General features: G+C 32.8%; 19 protein-coding genes. 8 read left to right on the top strand and 11 right to left on the bottom strand.

Translation table 11 applies throughout. The annotated features are described in order from the left end of the window. Positions 1-58 precede the first annotated feature (58 nt). The 3 genes from RMO53_RS00620 to RMO53_RS00610 all read right to left on the bottom strand — a co-directional run bounded on the left by RMO53_RS00620 (position 59) and on the right by RMO53_RS00610 (position 2,432). Positions 59-442: a DoxX family membrane protein gene (locus RMO53_RS00620; RefSeq protein WP_310377411.1), complete on the bottom strand. Its 384-nt coding sequence runs from the start codon at positions 440-442 to the stop codon at positions 59-61. Positions 443-447: 5 nt separating this feature from the next. Further along, positions 448-1,596 carry a DNA polymerase III subunit delta' gene (locus tag RMO53_RS00615; protein WP_310377410.1) on the bottom strand — a complete coding sequence of 383 codons (1,149 nt, stop codon included), beginning with the start codon at positions 1,594-1,596 and terminating at the stop codon, positions 448-450. 65 nt (positions 1,597-1,661) lie between these two features. Further along, entirely contained in the window at positions 1,662-2,432 is a 771-nt protein-coding gene (locus RMO53_RS00610) for a hypothetical protein (RefSeq protein WP_310377409.1), read from the bottom strand. A gap of 213 nt (positions 2,433-2,645) precedes the next feature. Here RMO53_RS00610 and RMO53_RS00605 point away from each other — a divergent pair, with 213 nt between their 5' ends. The 4 genes from RMO53_RS00605 to RMO53_RS00590 all read left to right on the top strand — a co-directional run bounded on the left by RMO53_RS00605 (position 2,646) and on the right by RMO53_RS00590 (position 7,476). Continuing rightward, positions 2,646-3,833 (top strand): phosphoglycerate kinase, encoded by a 1,188-nt coding sequence (locus RMO53_RS00605; RefSeq protein WP_310377408.1) that lies wholly within the window; start codon positions 2,646-2,648, stop codon positions 3,831-3,833. Between the two features lie 106 nt (positions 3,834-3,939). Next, on the top strand, positions 3,940-5,964 hold the full coding sequence (locus RMO53_RS00600) for a LysM peptidoglycan-binding domain-containing protein (protein WP_310377407.1): 2,025 nt from the start codon (positions 3,940-3,942) through the stop codon (positions 5,962-5,964). A gap of 47 nt (positions 5,965-6,011) precedes the next feature. Further along, entirely contained in the window at positions 6,012-6,989 is a 978-nt protein-coding gene (locus tag RMO53_RS00595; RefSeq protein WP_310377406.1) for a DUF4837 family protein, read from the top strand. A gap of 40 nt (positions 6,990-7,029) precedes the next feature. Further along, entirely contained in the window at positions 7,030-7,476 is a 447-nt protein-coding gene (locus RMO53_RS00590; protein ID WP_310377405.1) for a GNAT family N-acetyltransferase, read from the top strand. Here the strand turns inward: RMO53_RS00590 and RMO53_RS00585 are convergent, their stop codons facing one another. From RMO53_RS00585 to rnpA, 4 genes are all read right to left on the bottom strand, one after another. Beyond that, positions 7,477-8,268, bottom strand: coding sequence for an OmpA family protein (locus tag RMO53_RS00585; protein WP_310377404.1), 792 nt, complete (start codon positions 8,266-8,268; stop codon positions 7,477-7,479). Further along, positions 8,268-9,905, bottom strand: coding sequence for a S41 family peptidase (locus tag RMO53_RS00580; protein ID WP_310377403.1), 1,638 nt, complete (start codon positions 9,903-9,905; stop codon positions 8,268-8,270). Before RMO53_RS00580 ends, RMO53_RS00585 begins: the two co-directional genes overlap by 1 nt. A 2-nt stretch (positions 9,906-9,907) precedes the next feature. Then, positions 9,908-10,744, bottom strand: coding sequence for a DUF4349 domain-containing protein (locus tag RMO53_RS00575; RefSeq protein ID WP_310377402.1), 837 nt, complete (start codon positions 10,742-10,744; stop codon positions 9,908-9,910). Between the two features lie 97 nt (positions 10,745-10,841). Beyond that, positions 10,842-11,243: a ribonuclease P protein component gene (gene rnpA / locus RMO53_RS00570; protein WP_310377401.1), complete on the bottom strand. Its 402-nt coding sequence runs from the start codon at positions 11,241-11,243 to the stop codon at positions 10,842-10,844. Between the two features lie 117 nt (positions 11,244-11,360). Between rnpA and RMO53_RS00565 the strand changes: the two genes are divergently transcribed. The 4 genes from RMO53_RS00565 to RMO53_RS00550 all read left to right on the top strand — a co-directional run bounded on the left by RMO53_RS00565 (position 11,361) and on the right by RMO53_RS00550 (position 16,329). Beyond that, positions 11,361-12,098 carry a lysophospholipid acyltransferase family protein gene (locus tag RMO53_RS00565; protein ID WP_310377421.1) on the top strand — a complete coding sequence of 246 codons (738 nt, stop codon included), beginning with the start codon at positions 11,361-11,363 and terminating at the stop codon, positions 12,096-12,098. Positions 12,099-12,145: 47 nt separating this feature from the next. Beyond that, positions 12,146-13,135 (top strand): acyl-ACP desaturase, encoded by a 990-nt coding sequence (locus RMO53_RS00560; protein WP_310377400.1) that lies wholly within the window; start codon positions 12,146-12,148, stop codon positions 13,133-13,135. 66 nt (positions 13,136-13,201) lie between these two features. Continuing rightward, positions 13,202-13,846, top strand: coding sequence for an HD domain-containing protein (locus tag RMO53_RS00555; protein WP_310377399.1), 645 nt, complete (start codon positions 13,202-13,204; stop codon positions 13,844-13,846). A gap of 149 nt (positions 13,847-13,995) precedes the next feature. Continuing rightward, positions 13,996-16,329, top strand: a complete 2,334-nt coding sequence (locus RMO53_RS00550; protein ID WP_310377398.1) for a beta-galactosidase — start codon at positions 13,996-13,998, stop codon at positions 16,327-16,329. A 175-nt stretch (positions 16,330-16,504) separates the two neighbouring features. Here RMO53_RS00550 and RMO53_RS00545 read toward each other — a convergent pair whose 3' ends face one another. The 4 genes from RMO53_RS00545 to RMO53_RS00530 all read right to left on the bottom strand — a co-directional run bounded on the left by RMO53_RS00545 (position 16,505) and on the right by RMO53_RS00530 (position 20,636). Further along, the gene (locus tag RMO53_RS00545) at positions 16,505-17,251 is read right to left on the bottom strand and encodes a hypothetical protein (RefSeq protein WP_310377397.1); all 747 of its coding nucleotides are present in this window, start codon (positions 17,249-17,251) and stop codon (positions 16,505-16,507) included. Between the two features lie 63 nt (positions 17,252-17,314). Next, entirely contained in the window at positions 17,315-17,713 is a 399-nt protein-coding gene (locus RMO53_RS00540; protein ID WP_310377396.1) for a hypothetical protein, read from the bottom strand. A 32-nt stretch (positions 17,714-17,745) separates the two neighbouring features. Further along, positions 17,746-18,864: an ATP-binding protein gene (locus tag RMO53_RS00535; RefSeq protein WP_310377395.1), complete on the bottom strand. Its 1,119-nt coding sequence runs from the start codon at positions 18,862-18,864 to the stop codon at positions 17,746-17,748. Between the two features lie 113 nt (positions 18,865-18,977). Beyond that, on the bottom strand, positions 18,978-20,636 hold the full coding sequence (locus RMO53_RS00530) for a hypothetical protein (RefSeq protein ID WP_310377394.1): 1,659 nt from the start codon (positions 20,634-20,636) through the stop codon (positions 18,978-18,980). Between the last annotated feature and the right edge of the window lie 39 nt (positions 20,637-20,675).

Genomic DNA, 20,675 nt, shown 5'->3' with positions numbered 1-20,675 from the left:
CACTTTGCACTCACTCTTTAATGACCTTATATGCCTTATATGGTAAATTAAATTTTTTCTAACTCAACCAGAAAACCGCCATTACAGCTGGAATAAAGTAAATAACAATGGTTCTTGCGCCGTCATAATCTTTGGCTAGTCGTTGTCCAAAAAGCAACATTAACAAAGTAATACACGAAAAAATAGCACCGTATAAACCAAATGTTCTGCCGCTATTTACCAATAATTCGATGCAACCCACAACGCACAAAATCCCCGAAATTAATTCTAAAACGAGTATATGAAACAAGGCTAAACGGACATGGTTTTTTAATTGTGTTTTGGCAAAATGACCGTTTAGCCAGTCGAGATTGTCTTTCCAATAAAAAAGTTTGTCATAACCGGATTGTATAAAAGTGATGGCCAAAAAAACTAAAATCAAGATAGAGGCAATGTTGTTCATAGGATTTATTTTTTGTGAATTAATCGTGTGAGTTTGATAGATAAATCGGTTAAAATAATTTTGGCATTTCCGTTACGCTCAATGTGATACATGGCATCCGAAAGCTCTTTGAAAATATCGTTTATATTGCTGCCGTTTACAAATGGAGCAAAGTTTTCGAGTTTGAATTTTTCTACTTTTGGCTCGATGTAAACCAGTGATTGTGTTTCGTAATTGAGCAACAAAGCTTGTCGGAACATTTCGATGCAAAACTGCAAGAATTTTTTTTGGGTTTCTCTCCCCAAAACTGCAATTTGTTCGCTCCAAAGAATTAAATCCTGAATCGCTGCAGCATTTCCTTTGGCTTTGAAAGCCGCACGAACCCATGTTACAAACCATTGCTCGAAAGGGAATTCTTCGCTGTCATCTTTTAACAAATGCAACGCTTTGTTGTAATTTCCTTGTGCTTGATGCGCAATTTTTAAGGCTAGTTTTGGTTCTATTTGTTCACGTGAAACCAGCGCATCAGAGATGACTTTTTCGCTCAAACCATTAAAATGCAACACTTGACAACGGGAACGAATGGTTTGGATAATGTCCTCTTCGTTTTCTGAAATCAGAATAAAAAGGGTTTTTTCAGGTGGTTCTTCGAGTAATTTTAGCAATTTATTCGAGGCAGGAATATTCATTTTATCAGCCATCCAAACAATCATAATTTTATAACCACCTTCGTAGGATTTTAGAGCTAATGTTTTTAAAACTTCGCCAGCATCATCGACTCGGATTTCGCCTTGCTTGTTCTGAACTCCCAAAACCGAATACCAATCGAACAAACTTCCGTAAGGATTTTGTGCTATAAATTTGCGCCAATCAGTAATAAAGTCAATACTTTTTGGGCTTTTCTTCACTTCTTCGGTACTTACGGTAGGATACACAAAATGCAAATCGGGATGCGAAATTTTTTGGAATTTAATATTACAACTTTCATTGGCGCCCGTATTTTCACCGTTTTGATTGTTGCATAAAACGTATTGAGCATAAGCAATCGCCATGGGCAAAGTACCGCTTCCTTCTGGCCCAACAAACAATTGCGCATGAGAAATTCTGCCCAAATCCGCACTTTTTGTCAAATGATTTTTGATGTATTCTTGTCCTAAAATTTCAGAAAACTGCATCGAGCAAAGATAGAATAAAAAGCATCAAACAGTCAAAACTTTATAGTGTGTTAACCTCATTAAAATTAAAAATTTTGCTTTAACTCTTTCAATAAAACAATTTCGTCTCCCAAATTTATTAAACCACGTCTTGGACGGTCTAAATCTAATGTGATATAAATTACAAGACAGGTCAAAAAACAAAAACCAACGATGTGTTTTTTGCATAGTTTTTTTTCTAATCCAGCATTGTAACCAACATAAAAAGAAATAATTATCGAAAAAATTAATAATAAATATACAATAGATTCTGGAACTTTAGAGGTATAAACTGTATTTGCTTTTGACGCAAGATCATACATATCATTAAGTGCAGGAACCATCATATTTGTTTGAATAAAGTAGTTTTTGTCTTTGGCAAGAAAACTGGCACGACTCCATAAATTAGCACTTATTGCTGCCGAAATTTTTAAAGAGTTGTTTATTTTTGTTTCGTTACGGTCTGCAGTAAAATAAATAATTCTGGAGTTCAAATAAATTTCAAAATCTTTTTTAAAGGCTGTTTTTATACTATCAGGATAAATATCGGCACGAAGAATTGCAGTTCCAATGGCATTTGCTTCTTCAATGATATTACTTTTCCTGTTTTCATAGCGAGAACCCGCCATACCAAAAGTAAAGGCCAACAACAAAGCAAATAATCCCAATAAGGAAGATAAAAGTTCGGGGTTTCTTGATTCGGATTTTGTTTTTTTGTAGCCTAGTTTAAATCCTATCCAAACAGCAACAAGCATGATAAAAAATAAAATAATAACAATGTAGTTTGCATCTAAATCATTTAGTAAAGAATGTTTCATAATAAGGTTTTATTTTTTTTGGAATTCAAGAGAAAACTTGGGATAAAATAAATATACAACTTTTTTAAATTAAATTCCAAAAGCAACTAATTTTATTAATTTACAACGATTTCGTTGACTTAAAGTGCTTTGTTTTGCGTTTTTAGGATTTAAAACTTGTCTAAAAAAACTATATTTGTTTTACTTTCTAAAAAATAAATTAAAAATAAACCAATGAAAACTATAAACGATTTCGATTTTAAAGATAAAAAAGCGATAATCCGCGTTGATTTTAACGTGCCATTAGATGAAAATTTCAATGTAACCGATGCTACTCGTATCGAAGCGGCAAAACCAACAATTGATAAAATTCTTGCCGATGGTGGAAGCGTAATTTTGATGTCGCATCTTGGTAGACCAAAAGGAGTTCAAGATAAATATTCCTTACAACACATTTTGAAAAAAACGACTGAAATTTTGGGAGTTCCTGTGAAATTTTCAGAAAATTGTATTGGAGTAATTGCAAAAACAGCTGCTGATAATTTAAAATCAGGGGAAGTTTTGTTATTAGAAAATCTTCGTTTTCATGAAGAAGAAGAAGCTGGCGATGTTGCTTTTGCAAAAGAATTAGCCTCTCTTGGTGCTATTTATGTAAACGACGCTTTTGGTACGGCACACAGAGCACACGCTTCGACTACAATTATTGCTCAATTTTTTCCCAACGAAAAATGCTTTGGATTATTATTAGCCAAAGAAATTGAGAGTTTAAACAAGGTTTTAAAAAACAGCGAAAAACCAGTAACAGCGGTTCTTGGTGGCTCAAAAGTTTCGTCGAAAATAACGGTTATCGAAAACATTCTGGACAAAGTAGATCACATGATTATTGGTGGCGGAATGACTTTTACTTTTGTGAAAGCACTTGGTGGAAAAATTGGCGATTCGATTTGTGAAGATGACAAACAAGAATTAGCATTAGAAATATTAAGATTAGCTAAAGAAAAAGGAGTTCAAATTCACATTCCTGTTGATGTTGTTGCAGCCAATGCTTTTTCAAATGATGCTGATACACAAGTTGTTGATGTTCGTGAAATTCCTGACGGATGGCAAGGATTAGACGCTGGTCCAAAATCATTAGAAAACTTCAAAAAAGTAATCATGGAATCAAAAACTATACTTTGGAATGGTCCATTGGGTGTTTTTGAAATGGAAAATTTTGCTAACGGAACCATTGCTCTTGGTAACTTTATTGCAGAATCAACTGCAAACGGTGCATTCTCCCTCGTGGGTGGAGGAGATTCAGTTGCAGCCGTGAAACAGTTTGGGTTAGAACAAAAAGTGAGTTACGTTTCAACTGGTGGTGGTGCCATGCTAGAAATGCTTGAAGGCAGAATATTGCCAGGAATCGCAGCCATTTTAGACTAAAAATTGCATTTTTAACAATAATTTTAGTTTTTTTTAGTTATTACATATTAAGTTTGCAAAAACGGTTGATTAACTGTTTAAAAAATAACATGTTGACATTAAAATCATGAGCATAAAAAACCCTACTATATTCCTTTTATTGTTTACAATTTCATTGTTTTCTCAAGAAATTTCCAAATCTAATGAGATTACAAAAATTGTAACAAAAACGACTTATTTAGATTCTATCAAAAAAACATTCGTTAAAGACCAAATGGCCGAATGTGTTGATAGTTTATGGATGAAAGAATTGACCAATTTAGACTTGTATACGGATTTGTCTGACGATATAAAAAACATTAACATTGACGAAAAAGTAGATTATGAGTTGCCTACAGAATTATTGAAGGCAAGACTCAAAGCCATGGATGCAAAATCACCTTTTAATATAGAATACAATCCAGGATTAGAAAACTTAATCAAGTCTTTTCTTAAAAACAGAAAAAAATCATTTGAGCGATTAATGGCTATTTCTGAGTATTATTTTCCACTATTTGAAGAAGCTTTAGCCAAACAAAATGTACCCTTAGAGATTAAATATTTGGCAGTTGTAGAATCAGCTTTGAACCCAAAAGCAGTTTCGAGAATGGGCGCAACTGGATTATGGCAATTTATGTATCAAACCGGGAAACAGTATAATTTAAAGATTGATTCTTATGTTGATGATCGCAGCGACCCTTTAAAATCCAGCGCAGCCGCAACTCAATACATGACTAATATGTATGGTATTTTTGGTGATTGGGATCTAGTTCTAGCGTCATATAATTCAGGACCTGGAAATGTTGCTAAAGCGATACGACGCTCTGGCGGACAGCAAAATTATTGGAATATTAGAAAGCATCTTCCTAAAGAAACCCAAGGATATGTTCCTGCTTTTCTGGCTACGATGTACATTTATGAATACCATACAGCTCATGGAATTGTACCCAATAGAGCCGCAATAAAACATTTTGCTACGGATACAATTATGATTAAAAAGCAAATTTCGTTCAAACAAATATCCGATTTACTGGATATTCCAGTGGCACAATTGCAGTTGTTAAATCCATCGTATAAGTTGAATGTGATTCCGTTTTACGAAGATCAAAATCATTTTTTAAGATTGCCACAAGATAAGATTGCCGCCTTTACTTCGAATGAAAATAAAATCTATGCCTATCTTGAGCATGAAGGAAATCTGAGAGAACGTCCGTATCAAATTTCAAATGCTGTTGTTTTAAACGACACTATAAACACTACAAACGAAAGAGTTACGTTTTCTAAAACGAAATATTATACCGTGCGACGCGGTGATAATTTAAGCGCAATTGCTAATAAATATGATGTTACTATTCAAGATTTAAAAAGATGGAATAATCTAAGTAGCAGTTCGGTTTCAAGAGGAAGAAGTTTAAAAATTATTGCTAACGAAAGCGTTGTTAAAACCCCAAAACAGGAACCTAAAGCAATTAAAAATGCATTAGAATCAACAGTTGAAAACGCAGTTACAACCACTGTAAAAGCGAGTACAATTGACTCCGTTTTTACTCCAAGTTCAGCTTTATATGTGGTTCAAAAAGGAGATAACCTGAGCAATATTGCTAAAAAGTATAATGTCACCATGCAAGAATTAAAAGACTGGAATAAACTTTCAAATGGTAACATTCAACTTGGTGCAACATTACAAATTGTTAAAAATGCAGAAAACACGAGGGTTGAACTTACTCAAAAACCTATTTTAGAAGACATAAAATATGTAGTTCAAAAAGGAGATAATCTCGGTAATATTGCCAAAAAATTCGGGGCTTTAGTGGTTGATTTAAAACAATGGAACAATTTATCAGATAACAATATTGCAATAGGAAATAGTTTAATTGTTGCAAAAAATCAGCCTGTTATTATTGCTAAAACCACTGAAAACACATTCAATAAAAACAATAAACTAGCCGCAACTTCAAAAGCAAACAGCAGTAATTACTATGTTAAAAAAGGCGACTCGTTATTTAGCATAGCAAAAAAATATCCAGGCGTAACCATTTCGGACCTTAAAAAATGGAATGATATTCGTGGCGAAGATATAAAACCCGGAATGAAGCTAAAAATAAACGGATAGTACAATAATCTTCTATAAATTTGGGCACTATTTATAAGTGAATTACAATGAATAAGACCCTTTTTTCAATCCTATTTATTTCTCTTTTTTTATTTTCTTGTAACAAGAAAGAGGATTTGTTGATTCGTCAATCTACGGGCAAAATCAATACTATTTCTATAATAATTGAGGATCAATTATGGGAAGGTGAAATAGGAGACAATATTAGAAATAAATTTGCTTCTCCCGTTCTAGGCTTACCTCAAGAAGAACCGTTGTTTACTATAAATCAATATTCAACGGCATTCTTAGAAGGATTCGTGACGGATAGTAGGACTATAATAGTAGTCAAAATTGAGGCTAAAACCAAATTTGAAATCAAGAAAAACCAATACGCTTCACCCCAAAATGTATTTCATATTTCGGGAAAATCTACAAGAGAAATTGTAAAAATTCTAGATAAGAATACCCCAAAAATCATTAAAATTATAAAAGAATCAGAAGTCTTAGAAAACCAAAGAATTATAAATCAATTCCTACTTGATTCTAAAATTATCTATAATAAATTTCATGTTTCTTTAAAAATCCCATCCGATTATACTTACGTAATGCATAAAAGCAATTTTATGTGGCTAAAAAAAGAAATTATAAGTGGTAATAATAATTTGTTACTCTATGAAGTCCCAATTAGAACGATTCAAAACGATTTAAATATAGTTTCAAATATCATAAAAATGCGAGATTCTATAGGCACTCTGTACATTAGCGGAACAGGGACAAACACACCTATGATTACGGATGAAGGATATGCACCATATCATTTTAAAATTAAATTAGACGGCAAGGATGCCTTTGAAACCAAAGGAACTTGGGAGTTGAAAAATGATTATATGTCGGGATCATTTGTAAATTATGTAATTATTGATGAACCTAATAATAGAGCCTTAATTTTAGAAGGATTTTGTTATTCACCATCAAATGAAAAGAGGGATCTAATGTTTGAATTAGAAGCAATTATTAAATCGGTAGTGGTTAACAAAAAATAGATTTGATACTTTTTGATTTTTAATATTTAATGCAATACACATGGAATTAAAATGGAAAACAAAGCCGTTTGATGCACTTTCGGTAAATGAATTATATGATATTTTAAGATTAAGAAGTGAAATTTTTGTTGTAGAGCAAAACTGTGTTTATCTTGATCTTGACGGAAAAGACAAATTTGCCTTACATCTTTTTGGTGAATATGACGGAAATATTGTGGCTTATGTTCGCCTTTTTAAAGCGGGCATTTGTTTTGACAACGCATCAATAGGAAGAGTGACTGTAGCCGTAAATTATCGAGATAGAAAATGGGGACACGATTTAATGCGAGAAGCAATAGCTGCAATTGAGTTGCATTTTGGCGAAAGCAAGATCACTATTGGGGCACAATTATATTTAAAAAAATTCTATGAAAGCCATAAATTTATTCAAACCAGCGAAATGTATCTCGAGGATGACATTCCACATATTGAGATGATTCGAGGGTAATTAAATTTTGGTAATCAGGAACTCTACCCTTCGATCAAGTGCGTCTTCTTTGCCTAACGGGAAACGGTTTCCATATCCTTTATAGACCATTCGATAGGGACTAATACCTTTAGAACGAAAATAGGAAAACACGGTTTTCGCTCTATTTATTGATAGATTTCTTTGTTGAGTTTCTTGGTCAATCGCATCAGTATATATACTTGGAGTGCAACATACATGGCCTTTTATTTCAAAACGGATTGACTTGTTTTTTTCTAGAATAATCAAAGCTCTGTCCAGTTCTTTTTTTGCTTTCTGAGTAAGCACACTCGATCCTTTATCAAAATTGATTTTGTCTAATGTAATTAAATCACCCACTTTTGGACTAGCTGGGAAGTAAGTATAAATTGCATTTTTGATAAAAATTAAATCAACTCGCCTGTTATTATAGCGGGTTTTTTCTATATTTTCAACCCATTCTTTATCTAAAAGCACACGTCCTTTACCTTCACAAATAAAAATTTTATTTTGGGTAACGCCTAGAGATAGTAAAATTTTCTGAACTGTTGCAACTCTATTGTTTGATAATTTATAATTGTAGTCTTCAGTTCCTCTATCATCACAATAACCGTAAAGTTGAATAGCATCATATTGCAAAAAACTAGGAGAATTTATTAAACCAATAATAGAATTTATTTGGTTTTTATTTAAAGCAAATTTATCAAAATCAAAATATACTGATTGCGGAGCAGTAACTTGTCCTGATAGTAAACCACCATAAAGCAAGAGCATAATTTTGATGTAAATTTTCATCACATTTTAAGTATTGATTTGTATTCAGCGCTATTATTCAAAACACTTACCCCTTTTTTAATTTCAGAATTATTATTTAAGTAATATTGATACAATCCTTCTTGATATTGATACCGTTTTATGATTTCATCAATCATTAAATTCGTAATCTCTTTTTTGTTTTTATCGAGTAAAGCATTTTCAATTTTTTGAAGCGCAGCCAGTAATTGTTGGTATTCAAGAGCAATTGTTTCGTCTAAATTTTCTTTTTTGGCTGTTGCCAAAGTGTTTTTTAGTGCCAGTTCCGTTTCAGTATCAAAATTAAATTTTTGTGTGATTAAAAATTGTTTAAAATCGCCATAATCCGAATCAGAAATTGTTGGAATGGTGTTTCCTAAAGTTGGATTTTTATAATAATAACGGGTAACATAATTAAAAATCCCATCATTTTTTACCAATGCATTCGCAATGGCACTCAATTTTGTTTCTTCTAATTCTATGTCTGGTTGAATTCCGCCACCATCATAAACGGTTCTTCCTTTGCGGGTTTTAAACGCGTTATAGTTTTTTTCTTCAGTTTTTATTGCCTTTCCGTTTTTGTCTTTCCGGGAATAATCTAATGCTTGAATACATCTTCCAGACGGCGTATAATAACGCGAAATGGTTACTTTTAATTGTGTTCCATAAGTTAAATCCACCGGTCTTTGCACCAATCCTTTTCCAAAACTTCTACTTCCAATTATTACTGCACGGTCTAAATCTTGTAATGCGCCGGAAACAATTTCTGATGCTGATGCACTGCTGCCATTTACTAAAATCACTAATGGAATCTCAGTATCTACTGGTTCTCTAGAAGTTTTATAGGTGTTGTTGTGTTTCTCAATCTTTGATTTTGTGGTAACAATAATTTCATTTTTTGGAACAAATAAATTGCAAATATTTACCGCTTCGTTTAATAGTCCGCCAGGATTTCCTCTTAAATCGATTATGACTCTTTCGGCACCAGCTGTTTTTAATTTTTCTAATGCTTCTTTGGTTTCTTGCGAAGCCTTTTGATTGAATTGTGCCAAAACAATATAACCGGTTTTATCATCTATTTTTCCGTAAAACGGCACTGATTTTATAGCGACTTCATCAAGAATGATGTTCGTAGTAATTGTCTTGCCTTGACGGATATATTTAATAGCTACTTTAGTGTTTTTTGCTCCTTTCATAAGTTGCGAAGCATCGTCTTTAAAATCAGCTATAAGCACATCGCCAATTTGAATAATCTCGTCACCGGCTTTGAGTCCGGCTTTGTCCGCGGGAAAATTTTTATACGGTTCTTTTATAATTAATTTATCTTCTTTTCGAGTGATCAAAGCACCAATCCCAGTGTATTCACCCGTATTATTAATTTTAAATCGTAGAACATCTTGCTCATTAAAATAGACCGTATATGGATCAAGACTAGCTAGCATTCCTTTGACGGCTTTGTCCATTAAATCGCCCGGATTGGTCTCGTCAACATAGTTTTTATTCAGTTCTTTAAACAACGTGGTGAATATTTCTATTTGTTTTGCAATTTCAAAAAAATCGTCTTTGAAACTTACACTTACAAACAGAAAAGCAGAGGCAGCTATGGGAATTAGGAACTTTTTTTTGGAAATTGAAATCATTTTTATGTAGTTTTTTTCTTGAATCGTTTTCTAATAAAATAAATTATGAATGAAAGTATGATAATAAAAGGCCAAATTTCTAGTAACCCTAAAAGGAAACTTGAAATTCCAAAAAACCCAGATTTTATGGCGTTCCAAATTTTTGCACCGTAAGAAACAGTTACGCCACTTTCTTCGGCTACGTTTTTATAAAATTCAATAGTTACTGTGCTCATAGAAACGCGATTTTGCATGTATCTTAATTGCCCTTCTTTGGCTTCGATTTCTTCCCGAATTGCCGAAAGTTGCGTCTCAATTTCTAGCATTTCCGAAACTTTATTTGCTTTTTTCAAAAGTTCGAGATAACGCGCTTCGAGTATTTTTTTGGCTTTTAGTCTAGCGTCAATATCAATGTATTCCTCAGTTACGTCTTGCGAAGAAATTTCTTTATTATCAAAATAAGCAACGCCTTTTGAAATTTCTTTTACAAATAAATCAAAGTTTTTGCTGGGAATACGAACCGTAATATTTTTAAAAATAGATTGATAATCCTTGCCTTCGGTGTCGTTTTGAATTGTACCGTTGTAGTTTTTGACCGCGGTTTGTATTTGATTGTAAGTAGTTTCTAAATCACGGGTTTCAAACCGAAGATTACCCGTTTTGATGATTTTTTGTTCGATAGTTTTGTCTTCACTTTTTTGAGGAGCATTTTTATTTACTACTTCATAAGCAACACTTGCCGCCATATCTTCTTTTGGTGGAAGTTTCATGGCTGAAATATTTTCTTCGGCGGCGGATTCACTTTTTTTGCAACTAGAAAATGTTAAAAGTAACATCAAGAACAAGAATACGGTTTTCATAAGCGATTGGATTTAAAGTTAAAACTACAAAAATTATTTTGATAAGTAGGCGTCAAAATTGAAGCCGTTTTTCTAAAACAAAAGGATTTGATAAAAATTATAACGGTGATTCTTCCTTTTTTATTTGAAGTATAAATTTCTCAAACAATTCAATGGTTTTAGTGTTGATTTCTTCGTAAGTCAATCGGTCTTTGGTTTGATAAAAAAACATAAAAGCATACCGCTTGTCCAGATTGTCTATTAGCAAATCTTTGTTCAATCGATAGGTTTCCCGCAGCACACGCTTGAAATAATTTCTGTCAACGGCTTTTTTAAAATGTTTTTTTGAAACCGAAACACCTATTTTTATTTTCTGCTCAGATGCTTCGTCAATACCATAATCACTCTGAGCATAAACGAGTCTCAATGGGTATTTTGAAACCGATTTGCCTTTGGAAAAAAGTAAATCTATGGTGATTTTGCTTTTTAGCTTTTCGTTTTTGGGATATTTAAAACTCATTTAATCAAAACTATCTATAGAAAAGCAAAGGTACAATTAAACACTAAACCTATTTATTGTTTCTGAATTAAATCCCGCTACAAAAATATTTCTTATTTTTGCAATTAAACATTTATGATGCTCAAAATAATTTCATATCCTATATCCACGATTTATTATTTGTGCTTTGGTTTATGTTTGTGTGTTTTTCATCCCATTCAATGGGTTTGCTTAAATTTTTTTGGATATCAGGCTCACAAAAAAAGTGTCGATTACCTTAACTTTTTTCTAGTTCGATGCACCAATCTTTTAGGAACGACTTATACATTCGAAAACACAGAAAGCATTCCCAAAAACGTTCCTTTGATATTTGTATCCAATCATCAAAGTTTATATGATATTGTTGCTATGATATGGTATTTACGCCGATTTCACTGTAAGTTCGTGAGCAAGAAAGAATTGGGAAGTGGCATTCCTAGTGTGTCTTATAATTTAAGACATGGTGGTTCGGTTCTAATTGATCGAAAAGATCCCAAACAAGCCATTCCAGTCATCAAAGGATTGTCAGAATATATCGAAAAAAACAACCGCTCGGCAGTGATTTTTCCCGAAGGAACACGAAGCAAAACGGGACATCCAAGAGAATTTGCTCAAAGTGGTTTGAAAATTTTATGCAAATACGCACCATCGGCATACGTGGTTCCAATAAGCATAAATAATTCATGGAAAATCGTTAAATATGGATTTTTTCCACTTGGTTTAGGAAATCATCTTACCTTTACAGTTCATAAACCACTTTTGGTAAAAGAAATGTCTTTTGAAGAAATAATAGAAAAAACCGAAAGAGCAGTAATTGAAGGTATAAAAATTAAATAATAACAGGTTTTATAGCCATTAGAGAAATCTAAAATCTAAAATAACAAATGTCTACACATAACGTCCGACTAGAAGTAATGCATTTTTTGGAAAACAAAATCGATGGTTTTGTGGATCAATATCTAATTCCAGTAGAGAAAATTTGGCAACCATCTGATTTTTTACCCAATTCCGAAGAGGATAATTTTTTTGAAGAAGTAAAAGAATTGCGAGAAATCGCAAAAGATTTACCCTATGATTTTTGGGTGACCCTTGTGGGCGATACAATCACCGAAGAGGCATTGCCAACTTATGAATCTTGGCTCATGGACGTTGATGGAGTAGGACAAACCGAAGCAAATGGCTGGTCAAAATGGGTTCGCCATTGGACTGGTGAAGAAAATCGTCACGGTGATTTGCTAAACAAATATTTATACTTATCAGGTCGTGTAAATATGCGTGAGATTGAAATGACAACGCAACATTTAATTGCCGATGGATTTGATATTGGCACTGGTCGTGATCCTTACAAAAACTTTGTTTACACTAGTTTCCAAGAATTAGCTACTTATATTTCTCATAACAGAGTATCTCAAATTGCAAAAGATTATGGAGATAAAAAATTATCCAAAATTTGCAAAATGATAGCTGGAGACGAAATGCGCCATCATCATGCTTACTCAGAATTTGTCACTCAAATTTTTAAAGTAGATCCAAGCGAAATGCTATTGGCGTTTAATTATATGATGAAACAAAAAATAGTAATGCCAGCTCAATTTTTGAGAGAATCTGGCGAAAAAATAAGTTCAGCATTCTTGAATTTTTCAGATTCAGCACAGCGAATAGGAGTTTACACTGCGAGTGATTATGTTGATATCATGCAAAAATTGATTGAAAAATGGGAAATCGACAAACTCTCTGGATTGACAGATGAGGCCGAAAAAGCAAGGGATTATCTGATGAAATTGCCAGGACGAATGGCGAAAATTTCAGAAAGGCTTGTTATTCCTGCAGAATCTACAATCTTTAAGTGGGTTCAACCTGCTTTGATACGATAATAGACTTTTAGATAAAAAGACCTTTAAATCCTTTCAAACGAAAGGATTTTTTTAAACTTAAAAAAGATGTCAATACTAAATAATACTATACTTTTTGTAAAACAACAATTAGAAAATGCCGAAGGCGGACACGATTGGTTTCACATCGAAAGAGTCTACAAAAATGCTGCTTTAATAGCCCAAGAGGAAGACTGTGATTTGATGGTTGTAAAACTCGGAGCGTTACTTCATGATATTGCAGATAGTAAATTTCATAACGGCGACGAAACCATTGGGCCAAAAACCGCTCGCGCTTTTTTAGAAAATCAAAAAGTGGATGAGGCTATAATTCAGCACGTAATTAAGATCATCGAAAACATCTCTTTCAAAGGCGGAAATCAGGTACAGAAATTCACTTCAATCGAATTGGATATTGTGCAAGACGCAGATCGTTTAGACGCTATTGGCGCTATAGGAATTGCTAGAGCATTCAATTATGGTGGGTTTAAAAACAGAGCGTTGTACAATCCTGAAATCGCTCCAAATTTAATAATGTCTAAAGAAGAATATAAAAAATCTAATTCCCCAACATTAAATCATTTTTACGAAAAGTTATTGCTTTTAAAAGACAAAATGAACACTGAAACAGGGAAAAAAATCGCTCAAGACAGACATTTTTACATGGAAGGTTTTCTTTCGCAGTTTTATAGGGAATGGGACGGAGAAAAGTGAGATTTCTCATTTTTAATAAACAGTATAAATTAGTGAAAATTTAATATTCGAAGCTTTATTTTGATTATTTTTGAGATTTTCAAATCACAAAAAAACAAAAATCGGTATATAAATTTAACTATCCAAAATCCATAAAATAAACCCATAAAATGAGAAAACCACTTTTATTAATCCTTTTGTCTTTCTTTTTGTTTACCAAAAATGGAATCGCACAGCAACAAAAACAAACTTTCACAACAGGAAACAAAGAATTCTTGTTAAACGGGAAGCCCTATATTATTAGAGCAGCGGAGTTGCATTATGCACGTATCCCAAAACAATATTGGGAACAACGAATCCAACTTTGCAAAGCGATGGGAATGAATACGATTTGTATCTATTTGTTTTGGAATATTCACGAACAAAAACAAAATCAGTTTGATTTTTCGGGTCAAAATGACATAGCCGAGTTTGTTCGATTGACCAAAAAAAACGGAATGTATTGTATTGTTCGCCCTGGACCTTACGCCTGCGCCGAATGGGATATGGGCGGTTTTCCGTGGTGGTTGCTAAAGAAAAAAGATTTAAAAGTGCGTGATATTTCGGATTCGTTTTTTATGGAACGTGCCAAAAAATTTATTGGCGAAGCAGGAAAACAACTAGCACCATTACAAATCCAAAACGGAGGAAATATTATTATGGTTCAGGTCGAAAACGAATATGCAGCCTATGGATCTGATGGTACTTATATGGCGGCAATTCGCGATATTGTGAAATCGGCTTTTGACAAAGTACAACTTTTTCGTTGCGATTGGTCGTCTAATTTTAACAAATATAAAGTAGAGGGTGTAGCTACTACTTTGAATTTTGGTGCAGGAGCAAACATCGACAAAGAATTCAAAAAATTTCAAGAAATATATCCTACAGCTCCTTTAATGTGTAGCGAATATTGGACTGGTTGGTTCGATCATTGGGGAAAACCTCACGAAACACGTTCGGTTGATAGTTTTATTGGTAGTTTGAAAGAAATGATGGATCGCAAAATTTCATTCAGCCTGTATATGGCTCACGGCGGCACTTCGTTTGGGCAATGGGGCGGTGCAAATGCAGCTCCCTATTCAGCAATGGTGTCTTCCTATGATTACAATGCGCCCATTGGCGAGCAAGGAAACACGACTGAGAAGTTTTTTGCCATTCGTGATTTGTTGAAAAATTATTTACAAGAAGGCGAAACTTTAGCCGCTATTCCAGCGCCAATGCCTATTATCGAAATTCCGAGTTTTGAATTAAAAGAAAGTGCTTCTCTATTCGAAAATTTGCCTGTTCCGCATAAAACAGAAAACATTCAACCGATGGAAAGTTTTGACCAAGGTTGGGGACGTATTTTGTACAGAACAAAAATTGCGGCTTCTTCGACCAAACAAAAATTGGTTATAACCGAAGTACACGATTGGGCTACTGTTTTTATAAATGGTAAAATCATCGGTAAATTAGACCGAAGAAAAGGGGAAACAACACTCGAAATCCCCGTTCTAACTGAAAATGCACAATTAGATATTTTGGTTGAAGCCACCGGTCGTGTCAATTTTGGGAAAGGAATTGTTGACCCAAAAGGAATTACTGAAAAAGTAGAATTAGTGAATGGTTCTAGCACTACGAATGTAAAAAATTGGGAAGTTTTTAATTTTCCTGTTGACTATGCTTTCCAGAAAAATGTTAAATATACTGCTAAGACTTCTAACAAACCCGGTTGGTACAAAGGCACATTTAATTTGACAAAAACAGGCGATACTTTCCTAGATATGAGTAGCTGGGGCAAAGGAATGGTTTGGGTAAATGGCTATAATTTGGGACGTTTTTGGAAAATTGGACCGCAACAAACCCTGTTTATTCCTGGAGCTTGGCTGAAGAAAAAGAATGAAATCATCGTTTTGGATGTTGATTCGCCAACCAGTACCAAAGTGTCGGGATTGTCTCATTTGATTGTAGATAAAATCAATATTGACGAATCGCTTTTTAATAAAAAACCGGGTCAAAAAGTAGATTTAGCAGCAGAAATTCCTGTCCATAAAGGAACTTTTGGTAGCGAAAACGGTTGGAAAGAAACTAGTTTTTCTTCGCCTGCAACTGGAAAATTCTTTTGTCTTGAAACCTTGAACTCACAAAAAGCAGACGATCCTTTATCGACATTGGCAGAGTTAGAATTAATTGGTGCTGACGGCAAAATAATTCCGGTTTTAAAATGGAAAATAGTATTTGCTAGCAGCGAAGAAACCACCTCTGGAAATCAAACAGCCGATAAAGTTTTTGACCAACAGGAATCTACGTATTGGCAAACACAATCAGCCGGAGCAAAACCACCACATCCGCATCAAATAATAATCGATTTGGGTCAAGAAGAAACTATTAAAGGGTTTCGCTATTTGCACCGTTTTGACAACAAACCACAAGGAATGATTAAAGATTATTTGGTTTATTTGAAATCCGAGCCTTTTAAACTGTAGTTTTTTAAACTTTCCTTCGGGGTTTTTGGTGCTCTTTGTGAGTCATCCTGAGCTTGTCGAAGGGCTTTGTGTGCTTTGTGGTTAATTTTTTTGCCACAGATTAAAAGGATTTTCACAGATTTTTTTGTTATTTTTTGTTGAGATTAAGCTTGTAAAGTTTTCGGTTCTGATAATTTTATTGTTTTAAAACATATTTATGCTGTTTTTCATCGAACTTTAAAACGCTTGTTTTTGTACTTTCTTTTTTGATTATTTCTTTTTCACAATCTTCATCCATAGAATAGTCTTTCAACTTTGTTTTAACAGTGATATCATTCAATTTTGTTGTTAGTTTATCATTAATAATAAAGACGCTTTTTGAACTTTCGTATGAACCATTGGCACAATCACCATTTGATTCACCATTTAAGTTATTTAAATTAAAATCATTTAAAACTTCAATTATTTGATTGTTTTTTAAATAATAAAGATTTATTGAATTAGAGCCAAAAGGATTAACCCTTGAACTCCCACTATAACTATATCTTATTCCAAAGGCTCTCGTGCTTTTATTCAAATAATAAAGTCCTGTATCGATATTTAATTCAGAAAGATACATAGCATCTGAAGTCCATTCTGCTTTTTTAGTGTATTTCGTTTCAATTTTTTTTGTGGTTTTATTCCATATCAAAATGTTATTATCTATATCAAAACAGGGGTCATCTCCACATTCAGCATATCGCTTTGATATTATTGGAATAAGAATAATTACTTTTTCTTTTTGGTTAGGAATAACTTTTAAGCATATTTTATCTGATAATACATCTTTTTCTGCGACCTTTAAAAATTGAATGGCCTTCCTAATAATTTCTTTATCAGATAATTCCTGTCCAAAAAATGAACTTGTAAAAAGAAACAGAGTAACAACTACTATATTTTTCATAAATGCTATTGTAAATTATAATTGAAGATTTAATATTCCAACACTGACCACTGATTATTGTATTCAAATTCCTTTTTCCTTCATTTCCAGAATCACATCCGATGCTTTTTTGAAAGTCGGTGGCTGTTCTATAATACTTCCAACACGTTTTTTGTTGAGTTTAAAAGTAATATCGTTTTCTGTGGTGAATAATAATGCGGTCAAAAAAGGATTATTCATAAAGGGAGACAAAATTAAAAAGGCTTCGTCTAGCGAATGAAAACTTTCTATTTCCTCGGTTTTATAACGCGCTGTAACCGAAAGGCTAAAGACATCGTTTTCTAATAAAACAGGGCGAACATAAATATTTTTTAACTCGGTATCTCCAATGGTTTTGGCCAAAGTCAATTTGGCGTAGGTTTTGTTTTCGATACTCTCTTTTACTTTTTCCCAAAATTGGGCGAATACAGGTTGGAAGGGCATATGTTTTTACTTTTTAAATGGATGAATATTTTTTACAACAAGTAATCCCAAAAATTTTCTTTGTGAATGACTTGCGTTGTTTTTGGATGATACTTTTCGGTGAAAGATTTGGTAAATCGTACTTTTTGATTTGGGCTGTATTTGATTTCAAAAGCCTCAATTTCGGTGTTTTTTATTTCTAAATAATCGATTTCCGCTTGTTGTGTGTTTCTCCAAAAATAAGTGTCTTTGAACTGATTTTCATACGATAATTTTTTCTTGCGTTCGCTAATAATGAAGTTCTCCCACAAAGCTCCAATGTCGTCCCGCAACTCTATTGGATTAAAATTTTTGATAATTCGATTGCGCAAACCAGTGTCCCAAAAATAAACTTTTCGCCCTTTTTTGAGTTCGTTATCTTGGTTTTTGCTAAAGGCATTCAAACTAAAAACGATAAAGTTTTTTTCGAGAATATCAATGTATTTCTCCACTGTCAATCGGTTTATTCCTAAATCATTTGCCAATGAATTATAGCTAATTTCGCTACCAATTCGATACGCCAACATTTGAACCAACCGTTGTAACGTAGCCGATTTTTTGATCCCTTCGAGATTCAAAATGTCTTTATACAGAAAACCTTCAACCAAATCATTGAGGATTTTTTCTTCTTTTCCAGGATTGGTAACCACTTCGGGATAATACCCAAAAACCAATCGATGCGGAACCAACCGAGTTTCTTCGATAAAATTGGTGTTTAGCACCATTTCGTTGTAACTCAAAGGAAAAAGTTGCAATTCCTCTTTTCTTCCCACCATTGATTCTTTGGTTTTATCCGCCAATTCAAATGCGCTGCTTCCCGAAGCAATCACTTGAATTTCGGGATAATTATCGACCATTCGCTTGATGAGTAAACCAATATTATGAATCATTTGCGCTTCGTCAATAACCAATATTTTATGGTCTCCAATTAAAGCTTTTAGTCTATCTGTAGTGATGTTTTCCAATAAAAGTTGTGTGTCGGGTTCATCGCCATTGAGCCACAAATAGGATTGATCTTTGATGGTGTTTTTTATCAAAGACGTTTTTCCTACTTGTCTTGCGCCAAATACGAGTATTGCTTTTCCTTTAAAAAGATAGCTGTCAATTTCGAGTTGCGAAGTTCTATTTATCATTTTTGCCTCCAATTACAATACAAATATATAATAATTTGATATTACAATATCAAAAAAGTATAATAAAATGATATTATAATATCAAAAAAGCATAATAATTTGATATTTGTAGTTTACAAAGTTACTTTTAAAAGTTGTTTATTAGTTCCTTTTCTTCCTAAAAATAGAACGGAATTATTAATGATTGCTCCTTTTGACACCATAAAAGGTACAGAACTTTTTTCGTCATCAAGAATTTCTTCGTAATCAAAATCTCCGTCTTGATTAATTCTAATGACATTTAAATTAGATTTGTTTTTTCTGATTTGACCAAATTCAATTCTATCGTTTTTGATTTTATTTATTTTTTCAGCTGTATTAATAAAGAAATAAGTGAAATTTTCATTCATAAATGAAGTATAAGAAATAAATGATTCGTCTTCGTATGATGGAACTGCTTGACTTTTATTAATATTCCTAGCCCACAAAAGATTCCCTTTCGAATCTAATTTTGCGACCACAACGTCATCATAATGCAAGTAAGTTCTATTATTGCCATCGCTGGTTAGATATTCCTCTTGTGCATTAAAAATTAACCCATCGTTTTTAGAGAAAAATATTTTTTTGAAGGTTAAAAACTTTAATGCTTTGTCTTTGTTTTCTCCATATTTGTCAAGCATAAATTGTTCTGTAAACAAATTGTATTTCGTTTGTAAAATGGCTAAAGAATTGAAATCTAACTTATAATAACAAATTCCTTTAAACCGGTAGTCTTTTATATCAGAATAAAAACCGAAACAAATAATGTCATTATTATGAAAAACAGATTTTAAAGAGCCAACAAAATTTTCATTCGTATCTATGAATTGCGGTTTTTGTGATTCAGTTGTTATTTTTGTGATTTCAAATAGATATTTACCGCCTTCTTTCTTCGCTTTTTGCACTTCTGAATAATTTTTTGCCAATAAACTTATGGCGTTTCCATCTGGTGAAACTTGAATGGTCTCTAGCTTATAATCTTTATCTTTAATTTCCCTTTTGAAATCGGTATCCATTTTTTTGTTTAACTCGTTGTCAAATAAATATAATTTCACATATTCTTTGTTCTCACTATTGTAATCTATTGCAATAGCAAAAGCACTTTTGTTTTCATTCACAGTCATTACAATATCAGAACCTTTTTCATCTTTTGACATTTCTGATTTATTATCCCATGAAAATTCAAAAAAACTAGAATTTTTTGAAATATCATTTTCTGATTTTATTTCACCTGAATTATCATTTGCCCAATTTCCTTTTGTTCGATTAAAAAACTCTTTTTCTATAGAAATTGTCCCTGTTTCTTTCATCTTTTCTTTTGAGATTCTAAACAATACTTTTTTAGAGGTTTGAAAATTATCTGTGATGATATTGGCTTGACAAACATATGATTTGTCTTTTAAATCGTAATAAAATTCAATAATCTTAACTTCATTTTTTAGAGAATAAATACCCAAAACAATGTTGTTTTTTTGATAATTTGGATGTCTCATCTCAAAATCAAATGTCTTTTGAATTTTTAAATTTGAATCAATATGTTCTATGTAAAAGCCATTATAATTGGACATTCCATTGTCATTGTAGGATCGAACGATTAGAGTATTTCCATTCTCATTAGTTTCAGTCAAAACGATATTCGATTTTTTTATATCATCCTTAAATTCTTCACTCTTTTGAATTTTAAACGGAATTTCTTGAGCAAAACTTGATATGGACAATAATGTAATTAATACTAAACAAATAGTTTTTTTCATAATGATAATTTATTTTAACCGCGGCCACTGAGCACTAAA

This window comes from Flavobacterium sp., assembly GCF_031409475.1.
In the GTDB taxonomy this organism is placed as follows: domain Bacteria; phylum Bacteroidota; class Bacteroidia; order Flavobacteriales; family Flavobacteriaceae; genus Flavobacterium.
This window is presented reverse-complemented; position numbering and strand designations above follow the sequence as displayed.